Source organism: Burkholderia sp. BE17 (assembly GCF_009362305.1).
GTDB lineage: Bacteria > Pseudomonadota > Gammaproteobacteria > Burkholderiales > Burkholderiaceae > Burkholderia > Burkholderia pyrrocinia_C.
Map to the genome: position 1 here is coordinate 111,532 of NZ_WHNU01000017.1, position 19,654 is coordinate 131,185.

The window sequence follows — 19,654 nt, forward strand, 5'->3', positions numbered from 1 at the left end:
ACGGGGCATCATGTACACAGCCAATCGTGGAACGCGCGATCGCGCAATGCGCTGTGCTCAATGGCTGACAGCTGACCGGATCGTTCCGTACAGCTGCATCATGCTGATGCTCTTCGTCGCGCTGCTGGCCATCTGGGGCGTCGTGACGGACGGCTTCACGTCGAATTCCAGCGCCCGCCCGGGCATCGACTTCTCGGTCTTCTGGACCGCGTCGCATCTCGTGTTGCAAGGCCATGCCGCAGCGGCCTACGACACTACGTCATTCCTGCAGGCCGAGGCCGCGCACTTCGGTGCGTATCTGCAGCACCGGCCGCTTCCCTGGCTCTATCCGCCGACGATGTTGCTGTTCATCGCGCCGGTTGCCCTTGTGCCTTTCCTGCCCGCATATTTCCTCTTTTTCGCGGGCAGTCTTTTATGCTACGCGTTCGCCGTCTCGCGGTTGTCGGGATTGCGCGCGCATCTTCCGCACCCGCGCGCCGCGGCGCTCGTCGTGGTCGCGTATTCGGCGGTGTGCATGTCCGCGCTGTTCGGCCAGAACAGCATCCTGACCGCCGGCCTCGCCGCACTCGCGCTGCATCTGCTCGGCAAGCGCCCGGTTGCGGCCGGCGTGCTGATCGGGCTGCTCGCGATCAAGCCGCAACTGGCCGTGGTGTTCCCGTTCGTGCTGATCGCGGCGCGGGCGTGGCGCACGTTTGCGGCGGCCGCGATCAGCGCGACGCTGTTCGCGGCGGCCGGCATCGCGCTGGCCGGCCCCGGCGCGCTGCACGGGTTGAGCCACGCGATGCAGACGGTACGCGACCAGCATTTCATGCTCGCATCGTACTGGCTCGCGTCGCCGACGCCGTTCGCCGCGCTGCGGCTCGCGGGCGCGCCGGTGGCGGCCGCGCTGGCCGCGCAAGCGGCGGTCGCGCTGCTGGCGATCGCCGCGGCCGTCGACGTGTGGCGCCGCACGCGCGACATGCGCCTGCGCGGCGCGGTGCTGGCCGTCGCCACGCTGCTGACGACGCCCTATCTGTGGCATTACGAGCTGACCTGGCTCGGCATCGCGATCTTCTGCCTGATCGCGCACGGTCTCGACGAAGGCTGGCTGCCCGGCGACCAGGGCATCCTCGTGCTTGCGTGGCTGCTGCCGATCTTCGAGCTGTTCAACCGGCTGATGAAGCTGCCGCAGATCGGGCCGGTCGTGCTGCTCGCGGTGCTGTTCGTCGTCGTGCGCCGCACGGCACTCATGTCACGGAGCATGCAATGAAAGCGCCTTCGTTCGCCCGCCACGCGCATTCCGCCGTCGATCTGCATCCGGAACTCCCGATCGCGGGCCCGCGCCGCTATCCGCACTGGCTCAATCGCGATCGCGTGCGCCTCTATGCGGCCGCCGCGCTGCTGACGGAACTGCTGTTCATCGTCATCTATGTGACCCGCGTGTTCCTGTCGCACAAAGGCGCACTGGAACAGCTGTCGCAGGATTTCTCGCCGATCTGGAGCGCCGCATGGCTCGCCGCGCACGGGCATGGCGCCGACGCATGGCATTTCCCCGCGCTGTTCGCGATCCAGAAGCTCGCGATCCCGACGATAAGCATCGCGGACGGCACGCTGCCGTGGCTCTATCCGCCCACCACGCTGCTGTTCGTGGCGCCGCTCGGCTGGCTGCCGTACATGGTCGCGCTGGTGCTGTGCCTCGGCGTCACCTACGCGCTGTTCGCCGCGACGATCCGCGCGACCGTGCAGCGCGATGCCGCACTGCTCTGCGCGCTCGCGTTCCCCGGCGCGTTCCTCACCGTGATCGTCGGCCAGACCAGCCTCCTTACCGCGACACTCGCCGGCGTCGGCCTGCTCGCGCTGAACCGTCGCCCCGTATGCGCGGGGATCTGCTTCGGCTTGCTGACAATGAAGCCGCAGCTCGCGGTGCTGTTCCCGCTCGCGCTGCTGTGCGCGGGCCAGTGGCGCGCGCTGGCCGCGTGGGCCGCGACCATCGCCGGTAGCGCCGCGCTCGCGACGCTCGCGTTCGGTGTCGGCCCGTGGATCACGTTCGTGCATGTGATCGGCAACGTCTACGCGATCGTCGGCGCCGGCCACGCCAAGCTCGCGCGCATGCCGACCGTGTTCGCACTCGCGACGATGGCCGGCTGGCCCGCGATCGTCGCGCGCGGCCTGCAGCTGCTGTCGGCCGCGGCCGCCGCGATCGCCGTCGTCTACGCGTGGCGCGGCACGTGTTCCTATGCGCTGCGCGCCGCGACCCTCGCGTGCGCATGCCTGCTCGTCAGCCCTTATCTGTATGACTACGACCTGACCTGGTACGGCATCGTGATCGCGTGGTACGCGCGTTATGCGTGGACGCACGGCTGGCGGCGCTTCGATCGCGAATGGCTGATGCTGCTGTGGACGATGCCGCTCGCCGGCCTCGTGGTCGTCTCGCATCTGCCGTTCCAGTTCATGCCGCTGGTTACGCTGGCATCGCTCGCGCTGCTCGTCAGCCGGATCGCGCAGGAAAGACACGACGTGCCGTCGATGCCCGACGCGCGCGACGACTCGACCGAGACCGGCTTCGCACATCCGGTCCGACCGCACCACCGCCCGACGCTCGGCGCAGACCGGTGAAGCGACATTACAAGGGGAATCATCATGCGGGAACCACTCTACACGCCGCTCATCTCGCTGGTCGTGCCGTTCTATAACGAAGGCGAGGCCGTCGAGCGCTTCTTCGACGTCGTGATTCCGTTGCTGACGTCCATCGATGCGATCCGTTTCGAGATCGTCTGCGTGAACGACGGCAGCCGCGACGACACGCTCGAACGCCTGATCCGGATCAGCACCGGCGAGCGGCGCGTGCGCGTGATCGATCTCACCCGCAACTTCGGCAAGGAAGCGGCGCTGACGGCCGGCCTCGACGAAGCCGCCGGCGACGCGGTGATCCCGCTCGACGCCGACCTGCAGGATCCGCCGAGCCTGATTCCGGTGATGATCGAACACTGGCGCAACGGCGCGGAAGTCGTGGCGGCGAAGCGCAGCAACCGCGCATGCGACTCGTTCGCGAAGCGCACCGCGGCCGCGATCTACTACCGCGTGCACAACCTGCTGTCGGACGTGAAGCTGCCGGAGAACGTCGGCGATTTCCGGCTGATGGACCGCAAGGTCGTGAACGCGCTGCGCAGCCTGCCCGAGCGGCACCGCTTCATGAAGGGGCTGTTCGCGTGGGTCGGCTACAAGACCGTGATCGTCGAATACCAGCGCGACCCGCGCAGCGCCGGGCACTCGAAGTTCTCCGGCTGGAAGCTGTGGAATTTCGCGCTGGAAGGGATCACCAGCTTCAGCACGGTGCCGCTGCGCAGCTGGACCTATATCGGCGTCGGCATCGCCGCGCTCGCGTTCCTGTACGGCTCGTTCATCATCTTCCGCACGCTGCTGTTCGGCAATCCGGTGCTCGGTTACGCGTCGCTGATCTCGGTCACGCTGTTCATCGGCGGCATCGAGTTGATCGGGATCGGTGTCGTCGGCGAATACATCGGGCGGATCTACGACGAGTCGAAGCAACGGCCCGTCTACCTGATCCGCCGCCGCTACCAGGCGCACGCCAAGGTGATCGAGCTCCCGGTCGCGCGCGACGCGCGCCGCCAGATCGCACGCCGGCGCGTGCAGCCGAACCGTGCGCGGATCGACGTACGCTGACCGCGCGCAAGCTGCCATGATCGACCTGATCCAAGCAGAGCGCACGAGGCTCGTGCGCTTCGGTTTATCCGGGCTCGGTTCGACCGCGATCCATACGCTGGTCGCGTCCGCGCTGTTCGCGCTGTTCGATGCGACGCTGGTCGCCGCGAACGCGGCCGCATTCCTCTGCGCCACCGCGTTCTCGTATCTCGCGAATACGCTGTGGAGCTTCTCGTCGACGGTACGCACGCGCAACGCGCTGCGTTTTCTCGTCGTCACGCTGGCCGGCTTCGTCGAAACGCTGCTGCTCGCGCGTGCCGCCGAAGTGCTCGACGTGTCGCGCGCGGCGAGCATCGTCGCGGTCGCGCTGCTGGTCCCGCCGTCGACGTTCGTGCTGCATCGGCTCTGGACCTACCGGTAAGCGCGCGATCGCCAGCCGCCCGGCGGCCCGCTGCCTGCCGCGCATCGCCCCCGTCTCGCCCCCGTCTCGCTCCCTTCCCGCTCCCGAATCGCTCCCGAATCGTCACGCCACCGCGGCGACGATCGCTCGCGATCGCGCCGGCCATCTCCCCCTTTCTCGGCCCGAAAATAATCAGCCAATCAATTAACAGATTCAATTTAACTCTATTTATGTAACGCATCGATTCAATTGAATCCTATTTTCAAATTAACCGCCGACAATCATTTTATCGACCCTGTTTACTTTTACAGCTTTCATAATCAACCGAACGGGATAACCTGCATTCGCCGTCGCAACCGGACGTGCCACATACCGCACAAAGCCTTGCAGGACAAGGCAACGGCGGCTGCACGAAGCAATTCGCGCAACGATAAGTCCCATTACTTCAAACGGGAGCTTCTATGTCACGCGTTACCGATGTACTCGTCTCGATCGATACCGAAACCATTCTCAAGAATTATCCGAATCCCAGCAGGGATCCGAAAAGCCCGACGCTGATCGACTGGAAGCACGTGTACATGGTCACCAACCAGGACAACGTGGTTTCCGGGCAGGCGGGTGGCGAACTCGACCTGAAGGCGCAGGTCGGCGACCTGATCCGCTGGCGCGAAACGAGCCTGTCGCTGGGCTTCGAGAAGCAGGTGATCTTCTACGGCTTCATCGCCAACCAGGGCAAGGACCTGATCTCGACGCCCACACCGCGCAAGGCCACCGCGTCGATCCCGATTCCGAACCCGAGCTCGCCGTCCACGCCGACCTGCCAGAAGGTCGACAACTATTACTGGTCGTCGGAAACGCTGTCGGAAGGGCGCGTCACCTACCACTTCTACTTCCAGATCATCGACCGCAACTGCCAGTCGCTGGGCTGCTACCAGTGGGATCCGTTCATCTCGATCCACAACTGATCGCGGCACGCGGGCGGCCGCGCGGCGGTCGCCCGCATCATTCCCTTGTTGCGGAGGAAGCGCTCATGTCTGGTCTTCGTTGCGATGTGCTCGCGATCGTCGATGCCGTCACGCTGCTGTCGGCCTACCCCGATGCAAGCCGGAACGCCGACGCGCCGACCGTGATCGACGGCCGGCACATCTACGTGTTGAGCCCCGGCGACAACGGGCAGCTCGGCCACAACGACAGCCGGCTCTTCACCGGCCTGTCGCCGGGCGACCAGCTTCGCCTGCGCGAAACCGCGCTCGCGCTGCGCGCCGAGGTGAGCGTGCTGTTCGTCCGGTTCACATTGAAGGACGCCGGCATCGTCGCGCCGATCGAACCGGAAGTGCGCAACGCCACGACGCCGGTGCCGAATGCCGACGACCTGCTTCATCCGCCGTGCCAGCCGATGAAGGACCACTACTGGCGCAGCGACGTGCTCGCCGCGGGCGCCACCGCGTGCACGGCCGACTTCGCGGTGCTCGACCGCGACGGCGCCGTGTCGGGTTATTTCCGCTGGGAAACGACGATCGAGATCGCCGGCAGCCGGCCGGATACGAATCAGCCCGGTTTCAAGCCGTCGTCGGACCGCGACGGCAACTTCAGCCTGCCGCCGAATACCGATTTCAAGGCGATCTTCTACGCGAATGCCGCCGACCGGCAAGACCTGAAGCTGTTCATCGACGATGCGCCCGAGCCGGCCGCGTCGTTCGCCGGCAACGGCAACGACGGCGTCAGGCAGTTCACGCTGAACTCGAAAGGCGGCAAGATCCGGATCGACGCATCGGCCAACGGCAGGAAGTCCGCGACCGATGCGCGCCTGGCGCCGCTGTCCGCGGGCGATCAAGTGTGGCTCGGCTGGCTCGGCGCCGAGGACGGCGCCGACGGCGATTACAACGACGGGATCGTCATCCTTCAGTGGCCGATCACGTGAGCGGCGCCGCGCGCCGCGCTCGGGTGCGCGAGCATCGAATTCACGCCGAATCGAGCACCCGTTTCCCGCACACGCACTGCAGTCACGATCGCATCCTCATGCCCGTTGCTCCAGCTCCGCCACGTCCGCATTGTCGCGGGCCCGCCGGATCGGCAGCCGAACGCAGAACGTCGTGCCGCGCCCGGGTTCGCTCGTCACGTCGATCGTGCCGCGATGACGCTCGACGATGCCGTGCGATACCGACAAGCCAAGCCCGGTTCCCTGCCCGACCGGCTTCGTCGTGAAGAACGGATCGAAGATCCGCCGGACGACGTCGGGCGTCATGCCCGTTCCGGTGTCGCTGATCGCGATCGACACCTGCTCGCCGTCGCTCGACGTGCGAATCGTGATCACGCCGCGTTCCGGAATCGCCTGCGCCGCGTTGACCAGTAGGTTCATGAACACCTGGTTCAACTGCGACGGCAGGCATTCGACCTGCGGCAGGTCGCCGTAATCGCGCACGATGTCGGCCTTGTACTTCAGTTCGTTATGAACGACGTTGAGCGTGCTCTCGAGACCCGCATGGAGATCGACCACGCTCCACTCGTCGCTGACCGGGCGCGAGAAATCGCGCAGGTCCTGCACGATGCGCCGCACCCGCACCGCGCCATCGATCGATTCGTCGATCAGCGTCACGATCTCGTCGCGGACGTAGTCCAGATCCGCGGCGCGGCTCATCGCCGTCAGCGCATCGCGGGCGGCGGGGTCGAGCTGCGGCAGCGCCGCTTCATGCGCCGCGATCACATCGAGCAGACTTCGCACCCAGGTCTTCAAGGTATTGAGGTTCGCGCTGACGAAGCCGATCGGATTGTTGATCTCGTGCGCGACGCCCGCCGCGAGCTGGCCGATCGACGCGAGCTTTTCCGATTGCAGCAACTGCACGTGGGTTTCCTCGAGCACGTGCAGAAGGCGCCGCTGCTCGTCCTTCTCCTGTTCGAGCCGCGCCTGCGCGGCCTTGCGTTCGTCGATCTCGGTCGCCATGTTCTCGCGCGTGCGCTGCAGCATCTCCGTCGTCTGCTCGTAGCGATGCAACGCGCGCTCGAGTTCCGCGGTCCGCATTTTCACGAGCCGCTCGAGCGTGTCGGCCATCCCGCGCAGAAAGGTTGTGCGCGCATCGAAGCGGGAAAGCAGCAGCGTGACGATCAGCGTCGCCATCGTAAACAGCGCGACGGTGGTCGCGAGCCACGGCGCGTCGATCCCGTTCGCCGCGCCGCATCGCGCGTCCGGCGCGAAATGGGCGGCCGCCATCCCCGTATAGTGCATGCCGGTTATGGCGATGCCCATGATGACCGCCGCGCCGACGCGTTGCGCGCTCGCATGACGCACCTGCCGCACGCGCAGCGCCTGTGCAATCCATAACGCGGCAGTCGATGCGATCACGGCAATGCCGATCGATGCGGCGAACAGCGCGGGATCGTAGCGAATGCCGGGCTGCATCTGCATCGCGGCCATCCCCGTGTAGTGCATGCCGGCAATCCCGCCGCCCATCAGCGCGCCGCCCGCGCACAGCCGCCGCCAGCCCAGCCGTGCGCGCGTGACGACGTTCAGCGCGAAATACGACACGAGCACGGCGATCGCCAGCGACGCGCCGGTATCCGACAGTGCATAGCCGAGCGGGATCGGCAGCGAAAACGCGAGCATGCCGACGAAATGCATCGACCAGATCCCGGTTCCCATCGCGGCCGCGCCGCCGCCCAGCCATGCGCGCTTGAGCTTCGGGTTGTCGAGCAGCGAGATGAACGCGGCCAGGTCGAGCGTCGTATACGAGGCCAGCGTCGCGATGGCGAGCGACAGCAGGACGAGCAGGAGGTCATAGGTGCCGTGCATGATCGAGCGCCCCAATCGATGTGAAGGCATTGCCGCGGTGCGCGGTCGATCGCGCATCGCGGCCATCGGGCCGTGTGTCCTGCGTCAGCCGGGCGGCGCGCCCGCGTTTTGCGCCTGCATCGAAGCGGCCGGGCCGGCCAGAACGAGGATGTCGAACGGCGAGCCTTCCCGCGTCTCGAAACGACGCACGAGCTCGATCTGGTGCGCCGACATCACGCTGCCCTTCGTCATCAGCAGCACGCCGCGATGCGTGCGCAGATCGTCGGCGAGCTGCATCCCTTCGCGCAGCTGCGCGGACTTGATCTCCGCGACGGACGCCGCGATACCGAGACTCGCCGGATCCCGCATCAGCTCGATGCAACGCGCGACGATCTGCGGGTCGTAACGCACGCCGGCCTGCGACTGCAGCGCGTCGAGCGCCTGCTCGACCGAATGCGGCGCACCGATTTCGCCGTTGCGCAGCCCTTCGAAATCGCGCGCGATCGCCACGATCCGCGAGCCGAGCGGGATCGCGTCGCCGGCCAGCCCGTCCGGCGTGCCGCGTCCGTTGAAGCGCTCGTACTGGTGCAGCACGATCGACGCGACCTTGTGCAGTTGCGCGACCGGTGTCAGCACCATCTGCGCGCGCAGCGGATGCTGCTGGAACAGCCGGTGTTCGTCCGTCGTCATCCGCGCAAGCGGCTTGTGCAGCAATTCGTCGGGCAGCGATAGCTTGCCGATGCCGTGCAGCAGCCCCGCGAAATAGACGTCCTGCGCGTGCAGGCTGCTCATGTCGGACGACAGCGCGAGCCGACGTGCAATTTCGCCGACCCGCATCGCGTGTCCGCTGGCGATCCCGCAACGCATCTCGATCATGCTCGCGCAGACCTGGACCATCGCCGTGAAACTGCTTTTCAGGTCGCGCTGCGCCGCCTCGAGGAACATCACGGTCTGGCCGAGTTCCTCGGTGCGCGCGCGCACCTGCGTTTCGAGTTCCGTGTTGAAACGGCGCAGCGCTTCGTTCTGCGCTTCCGTCAGCGCGGCCAGCCGGGCCGCTTCGCGGCGCAAGTGCCGCTGCTCCAGCGCCTGTTCGATAGTCAGCAGCAGATCGTGATCGTCCCACGGCTTGTTCAGGTAGCGATACACGCCGCCTTCGTTGACGGCCTGCACGACCGACGCGATCTCCGCATAGCCGGTCAGCAGGATGCGCATCGTCTCCGGGTACAGCGCCCGCGCGCGGGCCAGGAATTCCGCACCGGTCATGCGCGGCATCCGCATGTCGGACACGATCAGGTCGACCTCGGTCGACGCCAGTATCTCGAGCGCGGCCTCGCCGCTGTCGGCGGTCAGGATGTCGTAGCCCGCGGGCCGGAACACGCGCTTGAGCGCCGACAGCACGTTCGGTTCGTCGTCGACCAGCAGGATCGACGGTGCGGGAGACGCGTCGGCGGATGCGGCTGCCGCGTCGGGTGTTTCAGGCGATTTGGCATTCACGTCGTTTGTTGCAGATGTCGTCATAATCGGCCTCGGATCAATTATTTACATCTTCTCTCTCTGCAACATCGGCTCATGCGGCGGTTTCTATATTGGGAGAAACGCCGATACGTGCTTGTCGCGGGGTCTTGATTCCTTCCGCCCGCGTTGCCGGGAATCGCAGGTACTTGCCATGCTCGTCCTCGAAAAGCGCCGGCACGCCGCCCACACCCGACGGATCCGGACGCATCGGCCACCGATAGCTGAAGACGATACGACAGGTCAGTGCGAATTACCAAACAACTCGACCACCAAACCGCGCAGCCAGCGATTGCCGGCTTCGTGGTGATATCTGGCGTGCCAGTGCTGCCGCACGGCAAAACCCTCGACGGGAATCGGGCATGGATGGACTGACAGGTCGTTGGCCTTTGCCAGGGTCTCGCCGATGTGTCGCGGCAGCGTGGCAATCAGGTCGGTGGTCTGGATGATCGCGGCCAACCCGAGAAAGCCCGGCAACTCCAGCACCACCTGCCGCTCGACGTGCTCACGCACGAGCGCCTGTTCCAGCAATTGCGCCCCGGTTCCCGCCGTGATCGCGACATGCCCCGCCGCGCGGTATTGCTTCGCCCCGAGCTTTGCGCGCCACCGCGGATGATGCCGGTTGGTCAGGCATACCCAATCCTGCAAATACAGCTGCTGCTGGTAAATGCCGCCGCCTAGCCACGGCACATGGCCGATTGCGAGATCGGCTTCGCCGGATTCCAGCGCTCGTTCGGTATTGCCGTCGATGCCCGCCACCTCGAGGCGGATTCCGGGCGCTTGCGCGCGTACGTGCGCAAGCAAGCGCGGGAGCAGCGTGATGTGACTCGCGTCGGTCATGCAGATGCGGAAACGCCGCTGCGCGGTAACGGGATCGAATGCGATTTCCCACGCCGCGAAACGCCGCAACGATTCGAGAATCTCCCGGCATGGCCCGATCATGGCGTCGGCGTGCGGCGTCGGCGCCATGCCGCCCGGCGTACGGACGAACAACGGGTCCTGCAGGAATTCGCGCAGACGTCCGAGCCAGATGCTGACGGTCGGCTGGCTTTGCCCGAGCTGTTCCGCCGCGCGCGTGACGCTTCGGGTGTCGTACAGGAGATCGAAGAGCTGCAGCAGCTTCAGTTCGGGGAGATCGGTCGGCGTCATGGCATTATTGCGAAACACAATGACGTCATTGTAGTCATTGCATTGCCGGCATGAACAGCAACTCGTATCGTGGATTCCATGTCAAGGAGATGCCATTGAAGATCGCGATTCTGGGTGCCGGCGCACTGGGCTGTGCCATCGGCGCGGCGCTCACCGAAGCCGGCCACGAGACCTGGTTGCTCAACCGCTCGATGGCGCACGTCGAGGCGATGTGTCGCGACGGTCTGCGGGTGGACGACGACGCCGGATCGCGGCGCGTCATGGTCCGTGCCACCACGCGGGCCGCCGAGACCGGCACTGCGGATCTGGTCGTCGTGTTGGTCAAGTCATTCCATACCGAATCGGCGATGCGCGGCGCGCAAGCGCTGATCGGGCCCGATACGCTGGTGCTGTCGTTGCAGAACGGCCTCGGGCACGAGGATGTGCTCGCCGACATCGTCGGCCGCGAACGGGTGCTGGCGGGCAAGACCTACGTCGGCGGCGTCATGCGCGGCCCGGGGCATATCCAGTCCGGTGTGGCCGGCAAGACCACTTACGTCGGCGAACTCGATGGCCGGCTCACGCCCCGCGTGCGGGCGATTGCCGAAACCTTCAATGCTGCCGGGCTGGACACCGTCGTGAGCGACAACATCGTCGGCACGATGTGGGACAAGTTGCTCGTCAACGTTGCCACCGGCGCACTGACCGGCGTCACCGGCCTGACCTATGGACAACTCTATGACGAGCCGCTGTTGAAGGCGACCGCCCTCGCAGCGGTCTCCGAGGCGATGGCGGTCGCCCGGGCCGCCGGCGTGAAGCTCTCCATGACCGATTCCGAACAGGCGTGGACGCTGGCCGCGGCGGGACTGTCTCCGGCCTTCAAGACTTCGATGCTGCAAAGCCTGGAGAAAGGCTCGGTCACCGAAATCGACTTCATCAACGGTTCGGTCGTGCGCCTGGGACAGCGGCATGGCGTGCCGACTCCGGTCAACGCGACGCTGGTGGCCTGCATCAAGGGCATCGAGCGCGCCATGGCCGACCGACAACACTTCAACACCTGCATGGGGCCGGCGTAAGCGCTGAAGCGCCAACCCCGGCAGACAAAGGAGACAACCGCATGAACGTTCCGAAGGCCTATCTGGAGCACGTTGCCATCTGGGTGAAGGACATCCGCTGGCACATCCGTTTTTTCGAGGAAGTGCTCGGCATGACCATGCGCGAGGTGGACGGTACCCGCGAGGAACCCCGGCAGTACTGGACACTCGGCGGCCTGCAATTCATCCATGACCCCCATCATGAAGGTCCGGAAGGCCGGCTCGCGCATCTCGGCGTGATGTGCGAAGACCTCGAGGCCGCACTGGCCGCGGCGCAACGGCATGGCGTAAGCGAAATGCCGCAGGGGCGCAATTGGGTGCGCCTGCCGGACGGCCTCGCCGTCGAACTGATCCAGGCCAGGCCGGCAGCATGCGTCGCGCAGGCGCTGGCGATCAACCCGCGCGCGGAGGCGTGACCATGACGATCATCGAGAAGTACTGGGACGACGCCCGTGAGGGCGACGAATGCGTAAGCCCGTGCTATACCGTCACCCGAGCGCGCATCCTGGCCTACGCCGACCTCACCGGCGACCGCACGCCCGTGCACGTCGACGAGGAGTACGCCAATGCGAGCCACTTCGGCTGCCTCGTCGCGCACGGCCTGTTCGGGCTGTCGATCGCCGATGGGCTCAAGACGCAGAGCGACTACCGCTTCCTGCCGGGGATGTCGCTCGGCTGGACGTGGGACTTTCTCCTGCCCATCAAGGTCGACGACGTGCTGCACGTCAAGTTCCGCGTAGGTTCGATGCGGACAAGCAAGAGCCGCCCCGACTGGGGCATCGTCGTGCTGCCGTCCGAGTTGATCAATCAGGATGGCCAGGTCGTCCAGCGCGGCGAGCATCGCCTGATGGTGCCGCGCCGGCCGGGAGCATTCTGATGCAAGCCCGCCCTCTCGAAGGTATGCGCGTCGTCGACTACAGCCACTTTCTGGCCGGCCCCTACGTGGGACGCTGCCTCGCGGCGCTCGGCGCCGAAGTCATCAAGGTCGAGCGCCCGGGCAGCGGCGATGCGGGGCGCCAGCACGCTACCGTGCTCGACGACCGGCAAAGCGGCTACTTCCTGCAGCTCAACATGGGCAAGCGCGGCGTCAGCGTCAACATGAAGGACCCGCGCGGCAAGGATTTCATGCAGCGTCTGTGCGACTCGGCGGACGTGTTCGTCGAGAACTACCGGCCGGGCGCGCTCGACAAGCTGGGGCTCGGCTATGCCGAGTTGTCGGCACGCAATCCGCGCCTCGTCTATTGCTCGATCTCCGCTTACGGCCATACCGGACCGGATGCTCATCGCGCCGGCTTCGGCCTGATCGCCGAGGCCAGGAGCGGCATCATGCAGATGGTCGGCACGCCGGGCGAACCACCGCCGCTGCTGCGCATCTCGCTGGGCGACATGTACACCGGCATTCATGCGGTGGCGGCCATCAACGCCGCGCTGCTCGGGCGCGCGAGTAGCGGCCGGGGCCAGCATATCGACATGGCGTTGTACGACACGCTGGTGTCGATGCACGAGTACGCGGTGCAGTGCTACACGTTGCAAGGCGTGCTACCCGAACAAACGGGTCACGACATGCCGACCTCGACGCTCTACGGCGTGTTCCGTGCCGCCGACGGCGATCTCGTGATCGCGGCGCAGGTGGACGATGCCTGGAAGCGTTTCGCCGCCGTGGTCGAGGCTCATGGCGGGCCGGCCGGCTTCGGTACCGATGCGCGATTCCACGACAGTGTGGGGCGCAATGCCCATCGGTCGGACATCCTGTCCGTCGTGCAACCATGGGTCGCCGCCCGTTCCGTGGCGTCGATATTGGCGCTGCTGGACACGATCGACGTCCCGTGCGCGAAAGTGCAGCGCATCGACGAGGTGCTTGCCGATCCGCAGATCCGGGCGCGCGGCATGGTGGTCGAGCAGCAGCATCCGCGCTACGGCACGCTGCGCTTGCCCAACCTGCCGTTCCGCTTCTCGGATTGCGATACGACGATCCGCGACGTCGCGCCCGACCTCGGTCAGCACAACGCGGAAGTGGCGCGGTCGTTGGGCTTCGGCCCTGCCGAGATCGACGCCATGCAGACCGACGGCGTTCTTTTTTCGAAGTGAGGCCTTGATGACGGACCAGTACGCGGTGATCGGCAACCCGATCGGACACACCAAATCTCCGCTGATTCACGGACTCTTTGCGCAAGAGACGCAGCAAGACATGACCTATGCGGCCATCGAAGGCCTGCTGGAACCCGACGAAGCCTTCGCGGAAACCGTGCGGACCTTCGTCGCGGCGGGCGGCAAGGGGATGAACGTCACCGCGCCCTTCAAGCTGAAGGCCTTCGCGATGGCCGACGAACTCGGCGAAAGAGCGAAGCTTGCCGGAGCCGTCAATGCCATGAAGTTCGACAACGGCCGCATCGTCGCCGAGAACTTCGACGGAATCGGACTCGTGCGCGACATCGAGGTGAACCTCGGCCTGCCGCTCGACGGCAAACGCGTGTTGGTGCTCGGCGCGGGCGGAGCAGTACGCGGCGCATTGCTGCCGTTCCTGGCGGCGCGCCCCGCCGAGTTGGTCATCGCGAATCGGGATCTGGCCAAAGCTCGAGCCCTCGCATCTCAGGTCGACGCGCGTGGCCCGCTGCTCGCCTGCGGCTACGGCGATCTCGAGGCGATGGGACGTTTCGATCTGGTGGTCAACGCAACGTCGGCCAGTCTCACCGGCGACCTGCCGCCCGTTCCGCCGAGTGTGTTCAGCACGGAGGGTACAGCCTATGAACTCGCTTACGGCAAGCGGCTGACACCTTTCCTGCGGCTCGCGCGCAATGCCGGCGTGCGGACTGTCGCGGACGGCGTGGGCATGCTGGTCGAGCAAGCGGCAGAAGCCTTCGACTGGTGGCGCGGCGTGCGCCCCGGGACGCGGGCCGTGATCGACCGGCTCACGGTGCCGTTGGACTGAAGTTGCGATGGCGATACGCATGAAGAAAATCCCGCTGCTGCACGGTATCAAGCACAACGTGTTCGGCAAGCGCCTCGAGCAAAGCGATCGCGCTGCCCGCTGCCCCGGCACCGATCGGCAATGCGCGGCCATCTTTCACGCATGCACCGTGGTCGATCTGCGCCTTCACGAACGCGAGAGCGGCCGGGATTCGTGAAAATGCCCGGCACTGGATCAAGGCGACGGTCTGGCGTTCGGGCGCTTCGCGGCCGGAGTCATGAAGCCCCTTCGACGATGACGAAGGTCCCGGTCGCTGCGCCGGCGCGGAGCGCCTTGGCCGCCTGATATTCGGGGCTCTCATAGAAACGCCTGGCCTCGGCCAACGAATCGAACTCGAGGACTACGTGCCGCTCGTGGGCCTCGCCTTCGAGGTTTTCATACTCGCCCCAACCAGCGATGACCTTCGGGCTGAAATTCTTCATCGCATCGCCGGCGGCTTTTGCGTAGGCGGCGTAAGCAGTTGCGTCCGAGACGCTGACATGTGCGATCAGATAACCCTTTGGCATGTCTATCTCTCTTTCAGTGGGTGCGTTCGACTCGACGCGGGGCGCATTCGCACAACCGGCGATGTCGGCGGTATGGGTGCTCGGTAGCCGGTTCTAATTCGACGCAACGGGCCTGAACGGCAACGGACGCCTGCTGGAATCCTGACGATCGATCATCCAGCCGGGATAGCAGCGCGGCAACGCACTCACGGCATCAAGACGCGCAAGCTCGTCCTCGGTGAGAGCGACATCGACCGCGCCGAGATTGTCTTCGAGCTGTTCGACCCGCTTGGCGCCGATGATGACGCTCGTGACATACGGCTTGGCGAGCAACCAGGCGAGCGCGATGCGGGCGACCGAGACCCCGCGCGCGTCGGCCATGGCGCGCATCTCCGCAACGCACGGCCAGGCCCGCTCGAGATCGACCGGCGGAAAATCGAAATGGCTGCGCCGCGCCCCTTCTTCGGCTGGCGCGCCGGGGCCAAACTTCCCGGACAGCAATCCGCCGGCGAGCGGCGACCAGACGAGCAGCCCCATCCGCTCGTCGATAACGAGCGGCACCAGTTCGCGCTCGACGTCGCGTCCGGCGATCGAATAGTAGGCCTGGAGCGTCTCGAAGCGCGTGGCGCGCAGCGCTTCGCTCAGCCCGAGCGCCTTGCCGATCTTGCCTGCGCGCCAGTTCGAAACGCCGACGTAACGAACCAGCCCCTGCCGCGTGAGATCGTCGAGGGCTCGCAGCGTCTCTTCGATCGGCGTGACGGAATCGTTGGCGTGGATCTGGTAAAGGTCGATATGGTCGACCTGGAGCCGTTCCAGGCTCCTCTGCACCGAATCCATGATGTGGCCGCGCGACGCCCCCTGCTCGTTGGGTTTCGGTCCCATCACGCCGGCTGTCTTCGTAGCCAGCACGATCTCGCTGCGTGGCACTCCGATGTCTCTCAGCGCCTGTCCGACGACGCGTTCGGACTGGCCGAAGGAGTAAATGTCGGCGGTGTCGATGAAATTGATTCCGTCGGCGAGCGCGCGGGCGATCAACTGGTTCGCGTCGTCCTGACCGACTGCGCCGATCGCCTTCCACATGCCGGCGTCGGCATTGCCGCCCAGCGTCATCGTGCCGAGACACAGCTCGGAGACATACAGGCCGGTGCGGCCGAGTTGCTTGTATTTCATCGCTGTTCCTGTCGGGATTGGCTGAATAGGATGCGGCGGCGTCCGGTCCGTCACGTCCCGCGCGCGAGGATTTCAGGTGCCTTGAGATGTTCCGGACCGAAACTGTCCGGCGATCGTTGCGACGCGTGCGCCATAGCGGCGTGCCGTCTCGAGGTCGCCCGGCGACATCTCGGCAGGCGACGCATCGGCAGGCGTCTGCGCCATCGGCGCGAGATAGGAGCCCATGCGATTCAGGTCGTCGCGCATCGAGGCTTTCATGTTCGCCGGCTTGATATCCATGCTGACCCAGATGCCGCCGTGCTGCCCGGCGAGCAGAACGAAGTATTCGAGCGTATTGAGCTTGTCGCCGTTGATGCTTGCGCTATTGGTGAAGCCGCCGAAGATCTTGTTTTGCCACGCACCTTCGAACCAGGCTTTCGAGGATGCGTCGGCAAACTTCTTGAACTGCCAGCTGGGGCCGCCCATGTAGGTCGGCGAGCCGAACAGGATCGCATCCGCGCCGGCAAGCGTATTCCAGGCATCCTCGGCAATATTTCCGTCGGTGTCGATTGCGACGAGTACGGCACCGGCGCCTTCGGCGACAGCGCGTGCCATACGCTCGGTATGCCCATAACCGGAGTGGTAGACGACGACCGTTTTGACCGGAGAGGTGTGTTGAGTCATGGTGGCTCCCTTTCGTTCGGATTGTCCTCGGTGGACAACATGGGAGGCCACTCTACTGAGTCGCAACTGAGTTATAAATGATGACAAACTGAACGTTCTGTTACTCCCTGGGTGAACAATGCAAAACCTCGACGCGCTTCTGATCTTTGCCCGTGTCGCCGAAATGACGAGCTTTACGCGTGCGGCCGAAAGCCTCGGTATTCAGAAGGGACGTGTGTCAATGGTGATCCGTGGGCTCGAGCGGGATATGGGTGTTGCGCTGTTGCATCGGACCACGAGGCGCGTGCAGCTTACTGAAGACGGACGCGCCTTTTATTTGCGCGCACGGGACCTGCTGGCCGAAGTACAGGAATTGCAATCGATGTTCTCGGGTAATGGCGCACCGCTGCGGGGAAGGTTGCGCGTCGACATGCCCACCGAGTTGGCACGAAGCGTCGTGGTTCCCGCGCTCCCGCAGCTGATGGCGGCATATCCGGAGTTGGAGCTGGAACTTTCCAGCACCGATCGGCGTGTCGATCTCGTCCAGGAAGGGTTCGATTGCGTGATCCGTCTCGGTCCGATCGTCGACGAGACGCTGATTGCCCGGCCGCTGGGCAAGCTGCGCATGACAAATGCGGCGAGCCCGAGCTATCTGGCGCGGTACGGCATACCGCACACGCTCGACGATCTGCGCAGCCAGGGGCACCGGATGGTCCACTACACGCTGACACTCGGCGCCAGGCATGCCGGATGGGAATACCCGGACGGCGACGGTTATGCATCGCTTCCGTTGCCGAGCGCGATGCAGGTCAACAGTGTGCAGACCTATCATGCAGCCGGGCTGGCGGGCATCGGGTTGATCCAGGCGGGATATTCGGCGCTCGCGCATCACATCGAAAGCGGCGCGCTGGTGGAGGTTCTGCCCGACTTGCGCCCCGAGCCCCTCGCCGCGTCGCTCGTGGTGGCCCATCGGCGCAACCTGTCGCCACGCGTCCGGGCCTTCATGGACTGGATCGAGCGGTTATTGGAGCCCTATTTTGATTGACCCTCAGGTGTAGCGGCTCGAAGGGGCGGCGCGACGGAGGTAATGGGGCGCAACCGTCAGCCTGCTCCGAACGGTGCTACCGGAGCCGTATGGAAAGGGCTACCATGAAAAGATCATCGAACGCCAGGCGCGTCCGTGCCGCGCCTGGGTGTGTAACGTCTCCCTAATCAGGTGGTCTTGCCATGATCCAGTATCACACCGAGCCCAATTCCCCTGTCGTCGAAATTTCCGTCGAAGGCAAAGTCACCGACCACGACCTGCGCGAAGCCATCGAGCGCATGCGCGGCGATCTCGAGGCGAACGGCAAAACCCGCGTGCTCGAACGTATCGAGCATTTCACCGGCATCGAGCCGAAAGCGCTGTGGACCGATATAACGCTCGGCGTTCCCGTGGCTCGCAAGATCACGCGCGCCGCCGTGGTGGCCGATGAAGGCTGGATCCGTGCGTCGACGCATCTGGCGCGGTTCTTTACGAAGGCCGAAGTCAAGGCGTTCCGCGTCAGCGAGCTGGAGCAGGCGCGCGCCTGGCTCAACACCTGAGCGGCGCTGCTCGCGAATGACGTTTCACGGTTGCGGATTCAACCGGTCGCGCTCTTCGGCAATCTACCGGAAGGCGATTCACGCTCGATGAATCGATCGAGCTACCGCGCGCGGACAGATCGCTTCGTCCGCGACTTGAACCGCTCAAGCTCCTTGTCGGCGAGCACGTAATCGTTGCAGTCGTGCAGGCGCTCGAACGCGAGATCCAGGAATGCCCGCACTCGCTTGGGCAGAGCAGTTCGGCTTCCATAATAAATGTGCAGACCGATGTGCGCGCTCATGTGCTGCACGAGAACCGGCACCAGTCGTCCCGCCCGGATATGGGACACAGCCGAGAAACCCGCGAGCTGCCCCATCACTTGACCGGCGAGCACGGCCTGCACTTCGAGCTCCGAATCGTTCGTCGAAAATGCAGGGGACATCTGCCGATGTTCGAGCTTGCCGTCGACGCTCAGGTACCAGGGCGCCACCTTGCCCGTGGCAGGATGCCGGAACACGCCACAACGGTGCGCCGCCAGGTCGTCCAGCGTCGATGGCGTGCCGTGTGATTCGAGGTATTCAGGCGCCGCGCACACGATCATCTGGATCGGGAAGAGCTGCCGACCGATCACGCCTTCGCTGGCTGACGCCCCGATCCTGAAGCCGACATCGACGCGATCCAGCACCCAGTTGCCGATTCCATCATCGAGCTGGACATCCGGCTGAATACCGCGGTGCTCGCGACAGAACGCGTCGAGCAGCGGCATGAGAATGGCGGCGAACGACGATTTCGGCCCGACTATACGCAACGGCCCCGCGATCTCGTCTTTGGATTCCCGCGCCAGCACAAGCGCCCGGTCCAGTGCGTCCAGTGCGGGCTGCGTATTCGCCAGAAACCGCTGCCCTTCCTCGGTGAGGGCGAGGCTGCGCGTGGTCCGATGCAATAGCCGGACACCGAGGCGCTGCTCCAGTTGCGCGATGGCCTGGCTCGCAGCCTGCGGCGTGACGCCCTGCGCAAGCGCAGCCTGTCGGATGCTGCCGAGTTCCACGGCTTTGGCGAAGGTTGCGATGGCCTTGAAGTCGTTGCTGGGCATGGTCGAAGCTTGCGTTGAAGCGCGAATGGTCGGGTTCGGGTGTCGGGTTCGCGTTGCACCAGTATCAATCTCAAATTGATACTGGTGCAACAGAAATTCGACTATTCGCTTGAAACTGCGCCTTCTAAAGTAGCGCTTTGGGGCCGAGGTAGCCGGCTCGTCCCGAGCCCGCCTCATGCCGCCTTCGACT

21 protein-coding genes are annotated in these 19,654 nt (G+C 65.2%); 14 read left to right on the forward strand and 7 right to left on the reverse strand.

Features of this window, described 5'->3' with window-relative positions:
• Positions 1-10: 10 nt before the first annotated feature.
• From GD429_RS16620 to GD429_RS41095, 6 genes are all read left to right on the forward strand, one after another.
• On the forward strand, positions 11-1,249 hold the full coding sequence (locus GD429_RS16620) for a glycosyltransferase family 87 protein (protein ID WP_152857968.1): 1,239 nt from the start codon (positions 11-13) through the stop codon (positions 1,247-1,249).
• Entirely contained in the window at positions 1,246-2,595 is a 1,350-nt protein-coding gene (locus GD429_RS16625) for a glycosyltransferase family 87 protein (RefSeq protein WP_152857970.1), read from the forward strand. The genes GD429_RS16620 and GD429_RS16625 overlap by 4 nt, the downstream gene beginning before the upstream one ends.
• A gap of 24 nt (positions 2,596-2,619) precedes the next feature.
• Positions 2,620-3,663: a glycosyltransferase family 2 protein gene (locus GD429_RS16630; protein ID WP_152857972.1), complete on the forward strand. Its 1,044-nt coding sequence runs from the start codon at positions 2,620-2,622 to the stop codon at positions 3,661-3,663.
• Between the two features lie 16 nt (positions 3,664-3,679).
• Positions 3,680-4,063: a GtrA family protein gene (locus GD429_RS16635; RefSeq protein WP_152857974.1), complete on the forward strand. Its 384-nt coding sequence runs from the start codon at positions 3,680-3,682 to the stop codon at positions 4,061-4,063.
• A gap of 440 nt (positions 4,064-4,503) precedes the next feature.
• Positions 4,504-5,007 (forward strand): inclusion body family protein, encoded by a 504-nt coding sequence (locus GD429_RS16640; RefSeq protein WP_152857976.1) that lies wholly within the window; start codon positions 4,504-4,506, stop codon positions 5,005-5,007.
• Between the two features lie 65 nt (positions 5,008-5,072).
• The gene (locus GD429_RS41095) at positions 5,073-5,963 is read left to right on the forward strand and encodes an AidA/PixA family protein (RefSeq protein WP_152857978.1); all 891 of its coding nucleotides are present in this window, start codon (positions 5,073-5,075) and stop codon (positions 5,961-5,963) included.
• Between the two features lie 96 nt (positions 5,964-6,059).
• Here the strand turns inward: GD429_RS41095 and GD429_RS16650 are convergent, their stop codons facing one another.
• The 3 genes from GD429_RS16650 to GD429_RS16660 all read right to left on the reverse strand — a co-directional run bounded on the left by GD429_RS16650 (position 6,060) and on the right by GD429_RS16660 (position 10,469).
• Complete coding sequence (locus GD429_RS16650; RefSeq protein WP_152857980.1) at positions 6,060-7,829, reverse strand: histidine kinase; 1,770 nt, start codon at positions 7,827-7,829, stop codon at positions 6,060-6,062.
• A gap of 84 nt (positions 7,830-7,913) precedes the next feature.
• The gene (locus GD429_RS16655) at positions 7,914-9,326 is read right to left on the reverse strand and encodes an HD domain-containing phosphohydrolase (RefSeq protein ID WP_152857982.1); all 1,413 of its coding nucleotides are present in this window, start codon (positions 9,324-9,326) and stop codon (positions 7,914-7,916) included.
• A gap of 237 nt (positions 9,327-9,563) precedes the next feature.
• Positions 9,564-10,469 (reverse strand): LysR family transcriptional regulator, encoded by a 906-nt coding sequence (locus GD429_RS16660; protein WP_152857984.1) that lies wholly within the window; start codon positions 10,467-10,469, stop codon positions 9,564-9,566.
• Positions 10,470-10,564: 95 nt separating this feature from the next.
• On the opposite strand from GD429_RS16660, the gene GD429_RS16665 reads away from it, so the two are divergent.
• The 6 genes from GD429_RS16665 to GD429_RS40475 are packed head-to-tail and all read left to right on the forward strand — an operon-like array spanning position 10,565 to position 14,667.
• The gene (locus GD429_RS16665; protein ID WP_152858070.1) at positions 10,565-11,524 is read left to right on the forward strand and encodes a ketopantoate reductase family protein; all 960 of its coding nucleotides are present in this window, start codon (positions 10,565-10,567) and stop codon (positions 11,522-11,524) included.
• 41 nt (positions 11,525-11,565) lie between these two features.
• On the forward strand, positions 11,566-11,958 hold the full coding sequence (locus tag GD429_RS16670; RefSeq protein WP_152857987.1) for a VOC family protein: 393 nt from the start codon (positions 11,566-11,568) through the stop codon (positions 11,956-11,958).
• A 2-nt stretch (positions 11,959-11,960) separates the two neighbouring features.
• Positions 11,961-12,419 carry a MaoC family dehydratase gene (locus GD429_RS16675; RefSeq protein ID WP_152857989.1) on the forward strand — a complete coding sequence of 153 codons (459 nt, stop codon included), beginning with the start codon at positions 11,961-11,963 and terminating at the stop codon, positions 12,417-12,419.
• Positions 12,419-13,630, forward strand: coding sequence for a CaiB/BaiF CoA transferase family protein (locus GD429_RS16680; protein ID WP_152857991.1), 1,212 nt, complete (start codon positions 12,419-12,421; stop codon positions 13,628-13,630). Before GD429_RS16675 ends, GD429_RS16680 begins: the two co-directional genes overlap by 1 nt.
• Positions 13,631-13,637: 7 nt before the next feature.
• Positions 13,638-14,471: a shikimate dehydrogenase gene (gene aroE, locus GD429_RS16685; protein WP_152857993.1), complete on the forward strand. Its 834-nt coding sequence runs from the start codon at positions 13,638-13,640 to the stop codon at positions 14,469-14,471.
• Between the two features lie 19 nt (positions 14,472-14,490).
• Positions 14,491-14,667, forward strand: coding sequence for a hypothetical protein (locus GD429_RS40475; RefSeq protein WP_193727117.1), 177 nt, complete (start codon positions 14,491-14,493; stop codon positions 14,665-14,667).
• Positions 14,668-14,725: 58 nt separating this feature from the next.
• Here the strand turns inward: GD429_RS40475 and GD429_RS16690 are convergent, their stop codons facing one another.
• The 3 genes from GD429_RS16690 to GD429_RS16700 form a co-directional block, all read right to left on the reverse strand.
• On the reverse strand, positions 14,726-15,016 hold the full coding sequence (locus GD429_RS16690) for a DUF1330 domain-containing protein (protein WP_152857995.1): 291 nt from the start codon (positions 15,014-15,016) through the stop codon (positions 14,726-14,728).
• 93 nt (positions 15,017-15,109) lie between these two features.
• Positions 15,110-16,165 carry an aldo/keto reductase gene (locus tag GD429_RS16695; RefSeq protein WP_152857997.1) on the reverse strand — a complete coding sequence of 352 codons (1,056 nt, stop codon included), beginning with the start codon at positions 16,163-16,165 and terminating at the stop codon, positions 15,110-15,112.
• Between the two features lie 72 nt (positions 16,166-16,237).
• Complete coding sequence (locus tag GD429_RS16700) at positions 16,238-16,828, reverse strand: flavodoxin family protein (protein ID WP_152857999.1); 591 nt, start codon at positions 16,826-16,828, stop codon at positions 16,238-16,240.
• A gap of 118 nt (positions 16,829-16,946) precedes the next feature.
• On the opposite strand from GD429_RS16700, the gene GD429_RS16705 reads away from it, so the two are divergent.
• Together GD429_RS16705 and GD429_RS16710 are read left to right on the forward strand one after the other, a co-directional pair.
• Positions 16,947-17,852 (forward strand): LysR family transcriptional regulator, encoded by a 906-nt coding sequence (locus GD429_RS16705; RefSeq protein ID WP_152858001.1) that lies wholly within the window; start codon positions 16,947-16,949, stop codon positions 17,850-17,852.
• 182 nt (positions 17,853-18,034) lie between these two features.
• Complete coding sequence (locus tag GD429_RS16710) at positions 18,035-18,391, forward strand: STAS/SEC14 domain-containing protein (RefSeq protein ID WP_152858003.1); 357 nt, start codon at positions 18,035-18,037, stop codon at positions 18,389-18,391.
• A 101-nt stretch (positions 18,392-18,492) separates the two neighbouring features.
• On the opposite strand, the gene GD429_RS16715 is transcribed toward GD429_RS16710, so the two are convergent.
• A complete protein-coding gene (locus GD429_RS16715; RefSeq protein ID WP_152858005.1) occupies positions 18,493-19,464 on the reverse strand; it encodes a LysR family transcriptional regulator in 972 nt (323 codons plus the stop codon).
• Positions 19,465-19,654 lie beyond the last annotated feature (190 nt).

Coding starts and splice junctions, on each gene's coding strand:
- GD429_RS16620 (WP_152857968.1), top strand. CDS start 11: ATGTACACAGCCAATCGTGGAACGCGCGATCGCGCAATGCGCTGTGCT.
- GD429_RS16625 (WP_152857970.1), top strand. CDS start 1,246: ATGAAAGCGCCTTCGTTCGCCCGCCACGCGCATTCCGCCGTCGATCTG.
- GD429_RS16630 (WP_152857972.1), top strand. CDS start 2,620: ATGCGGGAACCACTCTACACGCCGCTCATCTCGCTGGTCGTGCCGTTC.
- GD429_RS16635 (WP_152857974.1), top strand. CDS start 3,680: ATGATCGACCTGATCCAAGCAGAGCGCACGAGGCTCGTGCGCTTCGGT.
- GD429_RS16640 (WP_152857976.1), top strand. CDS start 4,504: ATGTCACGCGTTACCGATGTACTCGTCTCGATCGATACCGAAACCATT.
- GD429_RS41095 (WP_152857978.1), top strand. CDS start 5,073: ATGTCTGGTCTTCGTTGCGATGTGCTCGCGATCGTCGATGCCGTCACG.
- GD429_RS16650 (WP_152857980.1), bottom strand. CDS start 7,829: ATGCACGGCACCTATGACCTCCTGCTCGTCCTGCTGTCGCTCGCCATC.
- GD429_RS16655 (WP_152857982.1), bottom strand. CDS start 9,326: ATGACGACATCTGCAACAAACGACGTGAATGCCAAATCGCCTGAAACA.
- GD429_RS16660 (WP_152857984.1), bottom strand. CDS start 10,469: ATGACGCCGACCGATCTCCCCGAACTGAAGCTGCTGCAGCTCTTCGAT.
- GD429_RS16670 (WP_152857987.1), top strand. CDS start 11,566: ATGAACGTTCCGAAGGCCTATCTGGAGCACGTTGCCATCTGGGTGAAG.
- GD429_RS16675 (WP_152857989.1), top strand. CDS start 11,961: ATGACGATCATCGAGAAGTACTGGGACGACGCCCGTGAGGGCGACGAA.
- GD429_RS16680 (WP_152857991.1), top strand. CDS start 12,419: ATGCAAGCCCGCCCTCTCGAAGGTATGCGCGTCGTCGACTACAGCCAC.
- aroE (WP_152857993.1), top strand. CDS start 13,638: ATGACGGACCAGTACGCGGTGATCGGCAACCCGATCGGACACACCAAA.
- GD429_RS40475 (WP_193727117.1), top strand. CDS start 14,491: ATGAAGAAAATCCCGCTGCTGCACGGTATCAAGCACAACGTGTTCGGC.
- GD429_RS16690 (WP_152857995.1), bottom strand. CDS start 15,016: ATGCCAAAGGGTTATCTGATCGCACATGTCAGCGTCTCGGACGCAACT.
- GD429_RS16695 (WP_152857997.1), bottom strand. CDS start 16,165: ATGAAATACAAGCAACTCGGCCGCACCGGCCTGTATGTCTCCGAGCTG.
- GD429_RS16700 (WP_152857999.1), bottom strand. CDS start 16,828: ATGACTCAACACACCTCTCCGGTCAAAACGGTCGTCGTCTACCACTCC.
- GD429_RS16705 (WP_152858001.1), top strand. CDS start 16,947: ATGCAAAACCTCGACGCGCTTCTGATCTTTGCCCGTGTCGCCGAAATG.
- GD429_RS16710 (WP_152858003.1), top strand. CDS start 18,035: ATGATCCAGTATCACACCGAGCCCAATTCCCCTGTCGTCGAAATTTCC.
- GD429_RS16715 (WP_152858005.1), bottom strand. CDS start 19,464: ATGCCCAGCAACGACTTCAAGGCCATCGCAACCTTCGCCAAAGCCGTG.